Raw genomic sequence first — 15,938 nt, 5'->3', positions numbered from 1 at the left:
TTGGATCGGTGTTCACATTGGATCAGTGGTGTTTGAGGTTCAGGCGCCAGGCAGCGCCAGTTGCGGATTGACGAAATCAAACGCCGCCAACTGAAACCCTTGCTCATCCACCTGCAACGCCCAGCCCTGTTTATCCCAGTCCCCCAGCACAATGCGCTTGGCCGCTTGCTCGCCAATCTGCAACTTGTGAATGGCGGGGCGGTGGGTGTGGCCGTGGACCAGGGTGCGTACGCCGAACTGTTGCATTACCCGTGGCACTTCCTCGGGGGTGACGTCGACAATTTCGTTGGCCTTCATGCGTGTCTGTGCGCGGCTTTCACTGCGCAGCTTGCGCGCCAGTTTGTGGCGGGTGCGCAGGGGCAGGTGGCGCAGGATAAACAGCACGACCGGGTTGCGCAGGATACGCCGCAGCTTCATATAGCCGACGTCGCGGGTGCAGAGGCTGTCGCCGTGCATCAACAGCACCGGCTCGCCATGGAGTTGCACGACACTCGGGTCCTTGAGCAAGGTGGCACCTGCAGCTTTGCAGAACGCCTTGCCGATCAGGAAGTCGCGGTTGCCATGCATGATGAAAATCGGGGTGCCGCTGTCGCTCAGCTCGCGCAGGGCTGCGCAAATCGAGCGCTGGAAAGGGGTCATCCCATCGTCGCCAATCCAGGCTTCAAAGAAGTCCCCCAGAATGTACAACGCCTGGGCGCCACGGGCGCGGCCGTGGAGTAAATCCAGAAACGCCCGGGTTATATCCGGGCGCTCCTCTTCCAGATGCAAATCTGAAATCAGCAATATCACCCAACGATCTCGGCTTTCTCGACGATCACGTCTTCTACCGGAACGTCCTGGTGACCGGCTTTGCCAGTGGTCTGTACGCCTTTGATCTTGTCAACGACGTCCTGGCCTTCGGTGACTTTACCGAATACCGCGTAACCCCAACCCTGCACGTTCTTGCCGCTGTGGTTCAGGAAGGCGTTGTCGGCCACGTTGATGAAGAACTGCGCGGAGGCTGAATGCGGCTCCATGGTGCGGGCCATGGCGACGGTGTACTTGTCGTTGGAAAGGCCGTTGTCCGCTTCGTTCTGGATGCTTGGGCGCTTGTCTTTCTTTTCTTTCATGCCTGGCTCGAAACCGCCGCCCTGGATCATGAAGTTGCCGATGACACGGTGGAAAACGGTGTTTTCGTAGTGGCCGGCGTTTACGTACTCGATGAAGTTGGCGACGGTGATCGGCGCTTTCTCGGCGTTCAGCTCGATGACGATGTCACCGTGGTTGGTGGTCAGTTTGACTTGAGTCATGGTCGTTTCTCTTTCAAGGAATTCGTAGGTACGGACGCCCGGGCGCCTTACCGGTTTGGCGAAACTTCGGCCAAGGCGCGCAGTTTAGCGTGCCCGGCAGGAATTTCGAGGTGGTTTTTTATCGCGTTCGTCATTAAAGCAGTAATTAAAGCAGCAGTTTTGGGTCGTGGCCTGTCAGTGTCTTGACCGCTTCGGCTATTATGAGCGCTTTGTTTTATCTGGCCTCAACCGGCCACGTACCTGTCTGTTCAAGGATCCTATGAGCAAGCCCACTGTCGACCCTACCTCGAATTCCAAGGCCGGACCTGCCGTCCCGGTCAATTTCCTGCGCCCGATCATCCAGGCGGACCTGGATTCGGGCAAGCACACGCAGATCGTCACCCGTTTCCCGCCTGAGCCAAACGGCTACCTGCACATCGGTCACGCCAAGTCGATCTGTGTGAACTTCGGCCTGGCCCAGGAATTCGGTGGCGTCACGCACCTGCGTTTCGACGACACCAACCCGGCCAAGGAAGACCAGGAATACATCGACGCCATTGAAAGCGACGTGAAGTGGCTGGGCTTCGAATGGTCCGGTGAAGTGCGCTATGCCTCGCAATACTTCGACCAGTTGCACGACTGGGCCGTCGAGCTGATCAAGGCCGGCAAGGCCTACGTCGACGACCTGAGCCCGGAACAGGCCAAGGAATACCGTGGCACCCTGACCGAGCCGGGCAAGAACAGCCCGTTCCGCGACCGTTCGGTGGAAGAGAACCTGGACTGGTTCGCACGCATGCGTGCCGGTGAGTTCCCGGACGGCGCCCGCGTGCTGCGTGCCAAGATCGACATGGCCTCGCCGAACATGAACCTGCGCGACCCGATCATGTACCGCATCCGCCACGCCCATCACCACCAGACCGGTGACAAGTGGTGCATCTACCCGAACTACGACTTCACCCACGGTCAGTCGGACGCCATCGAAGGCATCACCCATTCGATCTGCACCCTGGAGTTCGAAAGCCATCGCCCATTGTACGAGTGGTTCCTGGAGCACCTGCCGGTGCCTGCGCACCCGCGCCAGTACGAGTTCAGCCGCCTGAACCTGAACTACACCATCACCAGCAAGCGCAAGCTCAAGCAGTTGGTGGATGAAAAGCACGTACACGGCTGGGATGACCCGCGCATGTCCACGCTGTCGGGCTTCCGCCGCCGTGGCTACACGCCGGCTTCGATCCGCAATTTCTGCGACATGGTCGGCACCAACCGTTCCGACGGCGTGGTCGACTTCGGCATGCTCGAATTCAGCATCCGCCAGGACCTCGACGCGAACGCCCCACGCGCCATGTGCGTGCTGCGCCCGCTGAAAGTCGTGATCACCAACTACCCGGAAGACAAGGTCGACAACCTTGAGCTGCCGCGTCATCCGCAGAACGAAGCACTGGGCGTGCGCAAGCTGCCGTTCGCCCGTGAAATCTACATCGACCGCGATGACTTCATGGAAGAGCCGCCAAAAGGCTACAAGCGCCTGGAGCCGAATGGCGAAGTTCGCCTGCGTGGCAGCTACGTGATCCGTGCCGACGAAGCGATCAAGGACGCCGATGGCAACATCGTCGAACTGCGTTGCTCGTACGACCCGGAAACTCTGGGCAAGAACCCGGAAGGCCGCAAGGTCAAGGGCGTGATCCACTGGGTGCCGGCCGCCGCCAGCATCGAGTGCGAAGTGCGCCTGTACGATCGCCTGTTCCGTTCGCCGAACCCTGAAAAGGCGGAAGACAGCGCCAGTTTCCTCGACAACATCAACCCTGACTCCCTGCAAGTACTCACTGGTTGTCGTGCCGAACCCTCGTTGGGCGAAGCACAGCCGGAAGACCGTTTCCAGTTCGAGCGCGAAGGTTACTTCTGCGCGGATATCAAGGACTCGAAACCAGGCGCTCCGGTATTCAACCGTACCGTGACCTTGCGTGATTCGTGGGGCCAGTGATCAGGCAGGCCTGACCGGCTTTGCCTAGAGAGAAGGAATTGTCGTGCTAACGATCTACAACACACTCAGCAAGACCAAAGAAGTCTTCAAGCCGCTGGATGGCAACAAGGTGCGCATGTACGTGTGCGGCATGACCGTATACGACTACTGCCACATCGGCCACGGCCGCAGCATGGTGGCTTTCGACCTGGTCACCCGCTGGTTGCGTTTCAGCGGCTATGACTTGACGTACGTGCGCAACATCACCGACATCGACGACAAGATCATCAACCGTGCCAATGAAAACGGCGAGTCGTTCGACGCGCTGACCGAGCGCATGATTGCCGCGATGCACGAGGACGAGGCGCGCCTCAACATCCTCAAACCGGACATGGAGCCACGCGCCACGGACCACATCCCGGGCATGCACGCGATGATCCAGACCCTGATCGACAAGGGTTACGCCTACGCCCCGGGCAATGGCGACGTGTACTACCGCGTCGCCAAGTTCATGGGCTACGGCAAGCTGTCGCGCAAGAAAATCGAAGACCTGCGCATCGGCGCGCGTATCGAAGTGGATGAGGCCAAGCAAGACCCGCTCGACTTCGTGCTGTGGAAAGGCACCAAGCCGGGCGAGCCGAGCTGGGAATCGCCATGGGGCGCCGGGCGGCCGGGCTGGCACATCGAATGCTCGGTGATGTCCACCTGCTGCCTGGGCGAGACGTTCGACATTCATGGCGGCGGCAGCGACCTCGAGTTCCCGCACCACGAAAACGAAATCGCCCAGAGCGAAGCCGCCACCGGCAAGACCTACGCCAATGCCTGGATGCACTGCGGCATGATTCGCATCAATGGCGAGAAGATGTCCAAGTCCTTGAACAACTTCTTCACCATCCGCGACGTGCTGGCAAAGTATCACCCGGAAGTGGTGCGTTACCTGCTGGTGTCGAGCCACTACCGCAGTGCGATCAACTACTCGGAAGACAACCTCAAGGACGCCAAGGGCGCGCTGGAGCGGTTCTACCACGCGTTGAAAGGCTTGCCGGTGGTTGCTCCGGCCGGTGGCGAAGCGTTCGTTGAGCGCTTCACCCAGGTGATGAACGACGACTTCGGCACTCCAGAAGCCTGCGCCGTGCTGTTCGAGATGGTGCGCGAGATCAACCGCCTGCGCGAGAGCGATCTCGACGCCGCCGCTGGCCTTGCCGCACGCCTGAAAGAACTGGCCAGCGTGCTGGGCGTGTTGCAGATGCAAGCCGATGACTTCCTCCAGGCCGGCGCCGAAGGGCGTGTGGATGCGGCTGAAGTCGATGCGCTGATCCAGGCGCGCCTGAACGCACGGGCCAACAAGGACTGGGCGGAATCCGACCGTATCCGTGACCAACTCACCGCCATGGGCGTGGTGTTGGAAGACGGCAAGGGTGGGACGACGTGGCGCTTGGCTGATCAGGCTTGATTGCTAAAGGCTGAATAAAAAACGCCCCGACTGGTTCGGGGCGTTTTTTTTTGCACATCGTTTTAACGGCTCACTCGATCCACTGTGGGAGCTGGCTTGTGTGGGAGCAGGCTTGCTCGCGAAAGCGGAGTGTCCGTCAACAAATCTGGCGACTGATACACCGTATTCGCGAGCAAGCCCGCTCCCACACAAGCCCGTTCCCACATTTATACTGTGTTCACTTGAGCGATCAGCGGCGGCTGCTGACTTCGGCAGGCACATCATCACCCGCCATGCGCTTACGGAACAGCGCCGTGCGCGCCAGCAGCAATGTGGTCACCGGCACCGTGATCGACAACAAAATCGGAATCAACCAGCCGTGCAACACTGGCCCGGACTTGAGTGCCGAAAAGTACACAATCGACGCCAATGCCACACACCACGCGCCCAACGTCGAAGCCAGCGCCGGCGGGTGCATGCGTTGAAAAAAGTCCTTCATGCGCAACAAGCCGATTGCGCCGATCAAGGCGAACACGCTGCTCGACACCAGCAGCACGGCCACGATCACTTCCACCCATAACGGCATCATTCAATCACCTCGCCACGCAGCAGGAATTTCGCCAGGGCAAACGAGCCCACGAAGCCAAACAGTGCAATCAACAGCGCCGCTTCAAAGTAGGTGTCACTGGCGTAACGAATGCCCAGCACCAGCATCATCAGCATCGCCAGCATGTACAGGTAGTCCAGCGCCAGGACCCGGTCCTGGGCCGAGGGGCCCTTGAACAGGCGCACCAGGGTCAGCACCATGGCCAGGGAAAACAGGAACAGGCTGAACAGGATCGCATTGGAGAGCAGGGCGCTCATTCGAAGATCTCCATCAGGGGCCGCTCGTAGGTGGATTTGAAGTGCTCGATAAACGCCGCTTCATCCTCCAGGTCGAACACGTGCAACAGCAGGATGCTGCGGTCCAGCGCCAGTTCCGACCAGATGGTGCCGGGCACCACGGTGGTGATCATCGACAGCGCGGCGAGGCCGTTGGCGTCGCGCAGGTCCAGGGGGATCTTGATAAAGCGCGAACGCGGTGGGCGTGTGCCGCAGGTCAGCACGCCCCAGGCCACTTGCAGGTTGGACGCGATCACGTCGCGGCCGACCACGAAGAACAGGCGGATGATCACCCCGGGGCGGCGGATGCGGATCGGCAACGGCCGCAGCGGCGCCATCAGCAACGGCGCGAGAACGCCCAACAACGCGCCGAGCAGCAGGTTGCCGGGGCTCACCGACAGGTTCAGCACCAGCCATAACAACCACAGAGCCAACGACAGCCACGGGGCAGGGAACAGGCGTTTCATGGCTGCACCTCCAGCGCGGCGCTCTTCGCTTCGGGGCTCGGCACCGGACGCGTGGCCATCACCGCCATCACGTAGTGCTCGGGGTTGTTCAGGCTCACGGCCGTGGCCTGGGTGTAGCGCATCAGCGGTTCGGCCTTGAAGGTCAACAGGATACTCAACCCGAGCAGGAAGAAGATCGGCACGCACTCATAGCGGCGCAGCAGCGGCGAGGGGCGCTCTTCCGGGGTCCAGAAGCGCTGGATGCCCAGGCGCGCGAACGCGATCAACGAGGCCAGGCCAGAGAGCACCAGCAGCACCACCAGGCCCCAGGCTGCCGGACGGATCGGCGCGTCGACGCTCACGCCCAGGCCCAGTGGATTGATCAGCGCGCTGAGCAAACTCAGCTTGCCGATAAACCCGGACAACGGCGGCATGCCGATGATCAGCAACGCGCAGGCGATAAAGCTCAAGCCGAGGAACGCCATGGTCCAGGGGATCACCTGGCCGACCACGGCTTGCTGTTCATCATCCAGGTTCACCCCCGGACGCGGATGCAGGGATTCCATGGCCTTGGGCAGCGCATCGATTTCCTCATCCAGCGGCAAGTCGTTGGCCGAACGCGAACGCTCGATCAACTCCGCCAGCAGGAACAGCGCGCTCAACGCCAGGGTCGAGCTGACCAGATAAAACAGCGCGCCTGCCGTCAGGCTCGGCTGGGCGAAACCCACGGCCGACAGCAAGATCCCCGCCGACACCAGGATGCTCAAGCTGGCCATGCGCTCCAGCCGTTGTGCCGCGACCATCGCCAGCGCCGCGCCGATAATGGTTGCCATGCCGCCGTACACCAACCAGTCACCGCCAAACAGCGCCGACGCACCGGCCTGGCCGGAGAACAGCAGCGTCCACAAGCGCAGCACGGTGTATACGCCGACCTTGGTCATGATCGCAAACATCGCCGCCACCGGCGCACTCGCCGAGGAATAGGCAGGAGCCAGCCAGAAGTTCAGCGGCCACATGCCGGCCTTGGCCAGGAACGCGGTGGCGAGGATCGCCGCCCCCGCATGCAGCAGGCCACGATCCGCCTCCGGCACCAGCGGAATTTTCAGCGCCAGGTCGGCAAAGTTCAGCGTACCCGTGACACCGTAGATCATCGCCGCGCCAATCAGGAACAGCGACGAGGCCAGCAGGTTGATTGCGATGTAATGCAGCCCTGCCGACACCCGCGCGCGGCCCGAGCCGTGCAGCATCAGGCCGTAGGACGCCGCCAGCAGCACCTCGAAGAACACGAACAGGTTGAACAGGTCGGCGGTGAGGAAGGCGCCGTACAGGCCCATCATCTGCACCTGGAACAAGGCGTGGAAACTGGTGCCGGCACGGTCCCAGCGGGCCATGGCGAACAGCAGCGCGCTCACGCCGATGATGCCGGTGAGTACCAGCATCAGCGCCGACAGTTGGTCCACCACCAGCACGATGCCGAATGGCACCTGCCAGTTGCCCGGCAGGTACACGCCAATCGAACCGGGGCCGCCTTTTTGCGTCCAGTACAGCAACAGCACCGCAATCCCAAGGCCCAGCACGCTGGAGAACAGGTTGATCTTGGCTTTCAGCGGCCGGCGTTTTTCGCCGAGCATCAACATCAGTGCAGCGGTGAGCAGCGGCAGCAGGATCGGCGCGATGATCAGTTGGTTGACCCAATTCATTCCTTGGGCTCCCGGCCGTCGACGTGGTCCGTGCCGGTCAGGCCCCGGGAGGCGAGCAGCACCACCAGGAACAACGCGGTCATGGCGAAGCTGATTACGATGGCCGTCAGCACAAGGGCCTGGGGCAGCGGATCGGTGTAGTTGAGCAGGTCTTGCGGCACGCCGTCCTTGATGATCGGCTCCTTGCCGATAAACAGGCTGCCCATGCTGAAGATGAACAGGTTGACCCCATACGACAGCAGGCACAGGCCCATCACCACCTGGAATGTCCGTGGCCGCAGGATCAGCCACACACCGGAGGCCGCGAGGACCCCGATGGCAATTGCGATGACTTCTTCCATCAGGCGGCTCCTTCCGTTGCGGCAACCACTTTGGCCTGGTTGCTTGGTTTGTGTGCGCGCACCGATTGGTGACCGAGGGCGGTGAGCATCAGCAGCGTCGAGCCGACCACCATGGCGTACACGCCGACGTCAAAGAACAGCGCGCTGGCCACATGAATGTCGCCCAGCAGCGGCAGGCTGAAATGCCAGGTGTGGGTGGTCAGGAACGGGTAGCCGACAAACAGCGCACCCAGCCCGGTCAGCGTCGCCGACAGCAGGCCGAAGCCCATCCAGCGCATCGGCCGCAGGCTCATCTGCGCCTCGACCCACTGCGTACCGGCGACCATGTATTGCAGGATAAACGCCACCGACATCACCAGCCCGGCGACAAACCCGCCGCCCGGTTGGTTGTGGCCGCGCATGAACAAGTAGAACGACACCACCAGCGCAATCGGCAGCAGCAGGCGCACCAGCACTGCGGGCACCATCATGAAGCCCAGCGCGGTGTCGCTGGCCTGGCGTGGGTTGACCAGGTCAGTGGCCACGTCCGGTGCCAACTGGCGCTGTTGCGCGGGCAGTTGCATGCTCTCCTTGGACGGGCGGAAACGTCGCAGCAGCGCGTACACCGTCAGCGCCACGGCGCCGAGCACGGTGATTTCGCCGAGGGTGTCGAAGCCGCGGAAGTCCACCAGCATCACGTTGACCACATTGCTGCCGCCGCCTTCGGGCAGGGCGCGGCTGAGGTAGAACGAGGAAATATCGTTGGGCGTCTGGCGCGTCAGCATCGCGTAGGACAGCAACGCCATGCCGCCGCCTACCACGGTGGACAGCAGGAAGTCGCGCACCCGGCGAATCCGCGCCTTGCGCAGGCTGCCCGGCAGGGGCGAAACCTCTTCGATCCGTCGTGGCAACCAACGCAAGCCCAGCAGGATCAGCACGGTGGTCACCACTTCCACCACCAGTTGGGTCAAGGCCAGGTCCGGCGCGGAGAACCACACGAACGTGATGCAGGTCATCAGGCCGCACACGCTGACCATGGTCAGGGCTGCCAGCCGGTGATACTTGGCTTGCCACGCGGCGCCGACGGCGCAGGCAATCGCCAGCAGCCACAAGGTAACGAACACGATGGAACCGGGGATCTTCGGCCGGTCGCCCCAGCTGAGGCTGCTGTGCAGCATCGGGATGAGGCCTGCGACCACCGCCGCCAACACCAGCAGGAACAGCTGGGTTTGCAGGCGTTTGGTGCTGATGCGTTTTTCGATCTTGCGTGCACCGCGCATCATCACAACCAGGCAGCGCTCGAAGCCGCGCTTGCCGTTGAAGTAGCTGATGATCGGCGGGTAATCGAAGCGCCCGCGCTTGAGTTGCTTGCGCAGCAACAGGTAGAGCACCACGCCGCAGGACATCGCCACCAGGCTCATGATCATCGGCGCGTTCCAGCCGTGCCAGATCGCCAGGCTGTACTGCGGCAGCACGCCGCCCACCACGGGCAGTGCGGCGGCAGCGAGGATCGAGCCGACCATCTGCGCCGGGAAGATCCCTACCAGCAGGCAGGTGAACACCAGCAGTTCCACCGGCGCGCGCATCCAGCGCGGCGGTTCGTGTGGCGTATGGGGCAGGTTGGTGGCTGTCGGGCCGAAGAACACATCGACCGTGAAGCGCAGGGCGTAGGCCACGCTGAACGTACCGGCGATGGTGGCGATCACCGGCAGGGTGATTTCCACCCACTTGGTCGCCGAGATGAACACGGTTTCGGCGAAGAACATTTCTTTGGACAGAAAACCGTTAAGCAGCGGCACGCCCGCCATGGACGCACTGGCGACCATCGCCAGGGTCGCGGTAAACGGGATCAAACGCACCAGACCACTGAGTTTGCGAATGTCACGGGTGCCGCTTTCGTGGTCGATGATGCCCGCCGCCATGAACAGCGAAGCCTTGAAGGTGGCGTGGTTGAGAATGTGGAACACCGCAGCGACGGCGGCCAGCGGGCTGTTGAGGCCCAGCAGCAGGGTGATCAGCCCGAGGTGGCTGATGGTGGAATAGGCCAGCAGGCCCTTGAGATCGTTTTGAAACATCGCGCAGTACGCGCCGAGTAGCAGGGTGATCGCGCCGGCGCCGCCGACGATGTAGAACCATTCTTCGCTGCCGGACAGCGACGGCCACAGGCGGGCCAGCAAGAACACGCCGGCTTTCACCATCGTCGCCGAATGCAGGTAGGCCGACACCGGCGTGGGGGCCGCCATCGCGTGGGGTAGCCAGAAGTGGAAGGGGAACTGCGCGCTTTTGCTCAGCGCGCCGATCAGCACCAGGGCGAGCATGATCGGGTAGAGCGCGTGGGCGCGGATCTGCTCGCCCGCCGCCAGCACCTGGTCGAGGTCGTAGCTGCCGACGATATGCCCCAGCAGCATCACGCCTGCCAGCAGGCACAAACCGCCGGCGCCGGTGACCATCAACGCCATATAGGCACCGCGTCGCGCGTCGGCGCGGTGGTGCCAGTAGCCGATCAGCAGGAACGAGAACAGGCTGGTCAGTTCCCAGAAAAACACGATCTGGATCAGATTGCCGGAGATCACCAGCCCGAGCATCGCGCCCATGAAAGCCAGGAAAAACGCAAAGAAGCGTGGCACCGGATCGTCCGGCGACATGTAATAGCGCGCATACAGCGACACCAGCGTGCCGATGCCCAGTACCAGCATCGAGAACAGCCAGGCAAACCCGTCCATGCGCAACACGAAGTTCAAGCCCAGGCTGGGCAACCACATGAATTCTTCGCGGATCACGCCACCGTGGGCGATCTGGGGGTAGAGCAGGGCGACTTGAACGGTGCCGACCAGGGCCACCAGGCCGGCCAGCAGGGATTCGGTGTTACGTGCGTTATGCGGCAGCAAGGCTGCCAGACAGCTGCCAAGAAACGGCAGCAGCAGTAGAACTATCAGGGACATAGGCTTCTAATCTGCGGGAGTTTGGGATGCATCATACGTGCCGCTTTCTCGATCACCAAACGGCAACATGTGGCAGGATCCTACAAGGTAGGCCGAAAACTCCCAATACGCACTTATACGCAGCAACCAATGTTGGAATGCAATCCCCGTAGTGAGCGGGCTTGTCCCGCGCTGGGTGGCGAAGCCGCCCTAAACCCAGACAGCTTGGTTTGCTTGAAAGAATGCAGTGACTGGATTGGGGCCGCTTCGCAGCCCAGCGCGGGACAAGCCCGCTCACTACAAAGGCGTGTTGACGGGTCTTAGCCCAGACGCTCCTGCTCCAAGTCACTCTCTAACTCGGCTGCCTTCTGCCCTTTGGTCTTCATCTCACTCACAATCACCGCCGCTACAATCAACGCCGCTCCTACCATCGCAATCGGTGGAAAACGCTCCCCGGCAATCCGTCCGACCACACCGGCCCACACCGGCTCCCCGGCATAAATCAGCGTGGCCCGCGTTGGCGAAACACTCTGCTGCGCCCAGTTCATCGCCACCTGGATCACCGCGCTGGTCAAGCCCAGGCCCACCGCGCTGAACAGCAGCAACCACGAGAACCCCGGCAAGGCCTCGCCCATCGGTACCACCATCATGAACGACAGCACCGAGGCCGTTGCCAGTTGCACCACCGTAACCCGGCGCACATCCACCTGCCCGGCATAGGCGCCGATCAAAATGATTTCGGCGGCTATGGCTATTGCACCAATCAATGTGGCGATTTCGCCAGGGCTGAAGTTCAACGATGCGCCCGCAGGCCCCGTCAACAGCATCAAGCCGGTGAACGCCAGCATGATGCCAATGCTTGGCATCAACCCTGGGCGCCGGCCCAGCACCAGCCATTGCAGCAAGGGCACAAAGGGCACATACAGCGCGGTGATAAACGCCGACTGGCTGCTGAGGATCGTCTGCAAGCCAATGGTCTGCAAACCGTAGCCAAACATGATCGCCACGCCGATAAACACCCCGGCCTTGAACTCGAACAAGGTCAGGTCACGCAAGGTCCGCAAGGAAAAGAAGCCCACCACAATCGCCGCGGCGGCAAAGCGCAGCCCCACGAAAAACATCGGGCCGCTGACGGTCATGGCGTGTTGCACCAGCAAGAAGGTGCCGCCCCAGATCATGGTGATGAACACCAGGATGCATTCGGCTTTGCTGAAACGGTTGAAACGCGAGGGGGATTTGGCGGTGGTCATGGCGGCTCGGTCTTGCAAGGGGAAGGCACGGACCGCACAATGCGCCGCACGCTGGGCAGTATACTGCGCACACCCACCCATTGAGCAATATAGTGCACAAAGAAAATCCACAACGGGCCTCGGTCCTGCAGCACGTCAGCCAGAACGTGCGCCGCCTGCGCCACGCCGCCGACTTGAGCCAGACCGCGCTCTCGGAAAAATCCGGAGTCAGCCGGCGCATGCTGGTGGCCATCGAGGCGGGGGAGAAGAATGTCAGCCTGTCCACGTTGGACCGGGTGGCCGAAGCCTTGGATGTGGCATTCAGCGACCTGATCCAGGCCCCGGATGTGCGCGACCACAGCCGCATCAACGAGCTGGCCTGGGCCGGTGAGATCGACGGCAGCAAGGCGGTGTTGCTGGCCAAGGCCACCGCGCGGCGCGAAGTGGAACTGTGGGAGTGGCGCCTGGAGCCCGGCGACCGTTACTGCCCGGACCCCGACCTCGAAGGCTGGAGTGAGCAACTGTTTGTGTTCGAGGGCAGCCTGACCCTGGTCGTGGCTGGCGTAGAAAACCGCATCGGCGCCGGCGAGTTTTTCATGTTCGCCAGTCATCAGCAGCACACCTATCGCAATGACGGTGACGTCGCGGTGCGCTTTATCCGCAACGTGGTGATCTAACTGTTTGCCACGCAACAGTGGATGCACAGTTTGCTGGTTTGAAACGCGCTTCATCCCAGGACTTCCTCAGCAAGCCGCTGATTTTATTGGCGATTAAATTCAGGCACGACTCCTGCAATCACTCCGTTATCCCATCGGAGCCTGGAGTCGGCCCATGTCTGCCCACCCTTTACACCCTGCCCATATCATCCGCTCGGACGCGCAAGCCATCGAGATCGCCACGCGCCTGGCCGCCCGCTTTGCCGTCGAGGCCAGCGAGCGCGACCGTGAGCGACGCCTGCCCGTCGCCGAGCTTGAAGATTTTTCTGCCAGCGGCCTGTGGGGCATCACCATTCCCAAGGCCTACGGCGGCGCCGAGGTGTCCTATGTGACCGTGGCGGAGGTGATCAAGTTGATCTCCGCTGCCGACCCGTCCCTGGGGCAGATCCCGCAAAACCACTTGGGCGTGGTCGACATCCTGCTGCAAACCGCCAGCGAGGAACAAAAGCGTTACTACTTCGGCAAGGTCCTGGCCGGTTATCGCTTTGGCAATGCGTTCTCCGAAGCCAAAAGCAAAAACGCCGGCACCTTTGATACGCAAATCCGCTTCCATGGCGACAGCGCGCAAATCAATGGCGAAAAGTTCTACTGCACCGGCGCGCTGTTCGCCCACATCGTGCCCACCGTCGCCAATAACGAAAAGGGTCAGGCATTTATCGCCTTCGTCGAGCGTGATGCCCAGGGCCTGAACGTGATCGACAGCTGGGACGGCTTCGGTCAGCGCACCACCGCCAGCGGCGGCGTGACCCTCGATGGCGTCAGCGTGCCCCTGTCTGCCGTCATCCCTGCGCACCAAGCGTTCGACCAGCCCACCGCCAACGGCCCGATCTCGCAGATCATCCAGGCGGCGGTCGACACCGGCATCGCCCTCGGAGCCCTTGAGCAAGCGAAAATCTTCGCCCGCCAGGCGCGCCCGTGGATCGACAGCCAGCAGGAGCACGGCTGGCAAGACCCGTTCACCATCGCCGCCATCGGTGACTTGGAATGGCGTGTGCACGGCACTGAAGCCATCCTCGCCAAGGCCGGCCGCGCCGTCGACCACGCCCTCGCCGAACCCAGCGAAGACAGCGTCGCCCACGCCTCGCTGGTCGTCGCCCAGGCCAAAGTGCTGTCCGCCGAAACCGCCTTGCTGGCCAGCAGCAAACTGTTCGAACTGGCCGGCACCCGTTCGGTCACCGGCAAACACAACCTCGACCGCTTCTGGCGCAACGCCCGCACCCACACCCTGCACGACCCGGCCCGCTGGAAGTACCACCTGATCGGCAACTTCGTGCTCAACGGCGTGAAGCCCGCGCGCCATGCCTGGAACTGAGGAACTCACCCATGACCGCATTGAACCTTGCGCGCCAACTGCTGGACAGCACCCGCCGCCATGTCGAGAAAAGCGAAGACCCTTATGTGATCAGCCGCTTCGGCGACTTGCAGATCCGCGTGGACGTGGCTGCCGCCTTGCTGGAACGCGCCGAAACCCATCCCGGCCCGGTGGCGGCCACCGAAGCGCAGATCGCCGCCGCCGAAGCCTTGATCGCCGCGAGCAACGCCGAATTCGAACTCACCGGCCAACGCACCGCGCTGCCCTCGACCCTGGATGATCCGTTGCGCGCGAAGTACCAGATCGTCGGCAACTACCACCTCAACGGAGTGCTGTGATGTCCCGTGAAATCCGCTTGAATGCCTTCGACATGAACTGCGTCGGCCACCAGTCTCCCGGTTTGTGGGCGCACCCGCGTGACCGTTCGTGGCAGTACAAGGACCTGGAATACTGGACCGACCTGGCCAAGATCCTTGAGCGCGGCAAGTTCGACGGCCTGTTCATCGCCGACGTGCTGGGGATCTACGACGTGTACCAGGGCAACGGTGAAGCGGCGATCCGCCAGGCCACCCAAGTGCCGGTCAACGACCCGCTGTCGCTGATCGCGCCGATGGCCCTGGTCACTGAACACCTGGGGTTTGGCCTTACGGCCTCGCTGTCCTTTGAGCACCCGTATCCGTTTGCGCGGCGTCTCTCCACCCTCGATCACCTGACCAAGGGTCGCATCGGCTGGAACATCGTCACCTCCTACCTGGAAAGCGGCGCCAAGAACCTCGGCCAGAAAGCCCAGACCGAGCACGACGCTCGCTACGACTACGCCGAGGAATACCTGGAGGTTTGCTACAAACTCTGGGAAGGCAGTTGGGAGGAGGGTGCGGTGCTGCGCGACCGTGAACGCCGCATCTTCAGCGACCCGAGCAAAATCCACGAGATCCGCCACGTCGGCAAACACTTCCAGGTGCCCGGCATTCACCTGTGCGAGCCGTCGCCGCAGCGCACGCCGGTGCTCTACCAGGCCGGTGCATCCAGTCGCGGCAAGCAGTTCGCCGCCGAACAGGCCGAATGCGTATTTGTCGCTGCGCCGTCCAAGGTGCTGCTGAAAAAGACCGTCGCCGACATCCGCCGCCGTGCCGCGGAGGCCGGGCGTGATCCGAAGAAAATCCTGATCTTCAACTTGCAGACGGTGATCGTCGGCGAGACCGATGCCAAGGCCAAGGCCAAGTTCGACGAATACAAATCCTACGTCAGCTACGAAGGCGCGATGGCGCTGATTTCCGGCTGGACCGGTATCGACTTCAGCCAGTTCAAGCCGGATGAACCGCTCAAGCATGTGCACACCAATGCGATCCAGTCGGCGGTGGAAGCGTTTTCCACCGCTGATCCGAACAAGGTGTGGACACCCAATGAACTGGCCGACTGGGTTGGCATTGGTGGCTTTGGCCCGCTGTTTGTCGGCGGCCCGGAAACCGTGGCGGATCTGCTTCAGGAATGGGTGGACGAGACCGACGTGGACGGCTTCAACCTGGCCTACGCATTGACCCACGAGACCTTTATCGACGCCGTGGAGTTGCTGGTGCCGGAGTTGCAGAGGCGCGGTGTGTACAAGACCGAGTACGCCGAGGGCACGTTGCGCGAGAAGCTGTTTGGCGACGGGGCGCGATTGACGGCCGCTCATCCCGGTGCGGCGTATCGCACGTTAGGCCATGTTGAAGGGCGCGCCAGCAGGGCGTAATACATCGACCTGATAGTGAG

At 62.2% G+C, this 15,938-nt stretch carries 15 protein-coding genes; 6 read left to right on the top strand and 9 right to left on the bottom strand.

Features of this window, described 5'->3' with window-relative positions:
• Positions 1–39: 39 nt before the first annotated feature.
• On the bottom strand, positions 40–789 hold the full coding sequence (gene lpxH / locus OPU96_RS06465; protein ID WP_498558860.1) for a UDP-2,3-diacylglucosamine diphosphatase: 750 nt from the start codon (positions 787–789) through the stop codon (positions 40–42).
• The gene (locus OPU96_RS06460) at positions 786–1,289 is read right to left on the bottom strand and encodes a peptidylprolyl isomerase (protein WP_010209496.1); all 504 of its coding nucleotides are present in this window, start codon (positions 1,287–1,289) and stop codon (positions 786–788) included. Before OPU96_RS06460 ends, lpxH begins: the two co-directional genes overlap by 4 nt.
• A gap of 259 nt (positions 1,290–1,548) precedes the next feature.
• On the opposite strand from OPU96_RS06460, the gene OPU96_RS06455 reads away from it, so the two are divergent.
• Both OPU96_RS06455 and cysS read left to right on the top strand, forming a co-directional pair.
• Complete coding sequence (locus OPU96_RS06455) at positions 1,549–3,249, top strand: glutamine--tRNA ligase/YqeY domain fusion protein (RefSeq protein WP_498558859.1); 1,701 nt, start codon at positions 1,549–1,551, stop codon at positions 3,247–3,249.
• A gap of 43 nt (positions 3,250–3,292) precedes the next feature.
• Positions 3,293–4,681 (top strand): cysteine--tRNA ligase, encoded by a 1,389-nt coding sequence (gene cysS, locus OPU96_RS06450; RefSeq protein ID WP_192296600.1) that lies wholly within the window; start codon positions 3,293–3,295, stop codon positions 4,679–4,681.
• A gap of 229 nt (positions 4,682–4,910) precedes the next feature.
• Here the strand turns inward: cysS and OPU96_RS06445 are convergent, their stop codons facing one another.
• The 7 genes from OPU96_RS06445 to OPU96_RS06415 form a co-directional block, all read right to left on the bottom strand.
• Positions 4,911–5,249: a Na+/H+ antiporter subunit G gene (locus tag OPU96_RS06445; protein ID WP_192296598.1), complete on the bottom strand. Its 339-nt coding sequence runs from the start codon at positions 5,247–5,249 to the stop codon at positions 4,911–4,913.
• Complete coding sequence (locus OPU96_RS06440; RefSeq protein ID WP_105522735.1) at positions 5,246–5,524, bottom strand: K+/H+ antiporter subunit F; 279 nt, start codon at positions 5,522–5,524, stop codon at positions 5,246–5,248. The genes OPU96_RS06445 and OPU96_RS06440 overlap by 4 nt, the downstream gene beginning before the upstream one ends.
• On the bottom strand, positions 5,521–6,009 hold the full coding sequence (locus tag OPU96_RS06435) for a Na+/H+ antiporter subunit E (RefSeq protein WP_192296597.1): 489 nt from the start codon (positions 6,007–6,009) through the stop codon (positions 5,521–5,523). The genes OPU96_RS06440 and OPU96_RS06435 overlap by 4 nt, the downstream gene beginning before the upstream one ends.
• Positions 6,006–7,688 (bottom strand): monovalent cation/H+ antiporter subunit D, encoded by a 1,683-nt coding sequence (locus tag OPU96_RS06430; RefSeq protein WP_192296596.1) that lies wholly within the window; start codon positions 7,686–7,688, stop codon positions 6,006–6,008. Before OPU96_RS06430 ends, OPU96_RS06435 begins: the two co-directional genes overlap by 4 nt.
• Positions 7,685–8,029 (bottom strand): Na+/H+ antiporter subunit C, encoded by a 345-nt coding sequence (locus OPU96_RS06425; protein WP_003192163.1) that lies wholly within the window; start codon positions 8,027–8,029, stop codon positions 7,685–7,687. The genes OPU96_RS06430 and OPU96_RS06425 overlap by 4 nt, the downstream gene beginning before the upstream one ends.
• Positions 8,029–10,950: a monovalent cation/H+ antiporter subunit A gene (locus OPU96_RS06420; protein ID WP_192296595.1), complete on the bottom strand. Its 2,922-nt coding sequence runs from the start codon at positions 10,948–10,950 to the stop codon at positions 8,029–8,031. The genes OPU96_RS06425 and OPU96_RS06420 overlap by 1 nt, the downstream gene beginning before the upstream one ends.
• 299 nt (positions 10,951–11,249) lie before the next feature.
• Positions 11,250–12,179, bottom strand: a complete 930-nt coding sequence (locus tag OPU96_RS06415; RefSeq protein ID WP_226456406.1) for a DMT family transporter — start codon at positions 12,177–12,179, stop codon at positions 11,250–11,252.
• Positions 12,180–12,271: 92 nt separating this feature from the next.
• Between OPU96_RS06415 and OPU96_RS06410 the strand changes: the two genes are divergently transcribed.
• From OPU96_RS06410 to OPU96_RS06395, 4 genes are all read left to right on the top strand, one after another.
• Positions 12,272–12,835, top strand: a complete 564-nt coding sequence (locus OPU96_RS06410) for a helix-turn-helix domain-containing protein (RefSeq protein ID WP_226456405.1) — start codon at positions 12,272–12,274, stop codon at positions 12,833–12,835.
• Between the two features lie 154 nt (positions 12,836–12,989).
• Positions 12,990–14,186 (top strand): SfnB family sulfur acquisition oxidoreductase, encoded by a 1,197-nt coding sequence (locus tag OPU96_RS06405; RefSeq protein ID WP_498558858.1) that lies wholly within the window; start codon positions 12,990–12,992, stop codon positions 14,184–14,186.
• An 11-nt stretch (positions 14,187–14,197) separates the two neighbouring features.
• Entirely contained in the window at positions 14,198–14,524 is a 327-nt protein-coding gene (locus tag OPU96_RS06400; RefSeq protein WP_192296590.1) for an acyl-CoA dehydrogenase, read from the top strand.
• Complete coding sequence (locus OPU96_RS06395) at positions 14,524–15,918, top strand: LLM class flavin-dependent oxidoreductase (protein WP_498558857.1); 1,395 nt, start codon at positions 14,524–14,526, stop codon at positions 15,916–15,918. Before OPU96_RS06400 ends, OPU96_RS06395 begins: the two co-directional genes overlap by 1 nt.
• Positions 15,919–15,938 lie beyond the last annotated feature (20 nt).

It is taken from the genome of Pseudomonas sp. RP-B7 (genome assembly GCF_059803535.1).
Note: the sequence above shows the minus strand (reverse complement) of the source record. Positions and strands in the feature narration are given on the sequence as shown.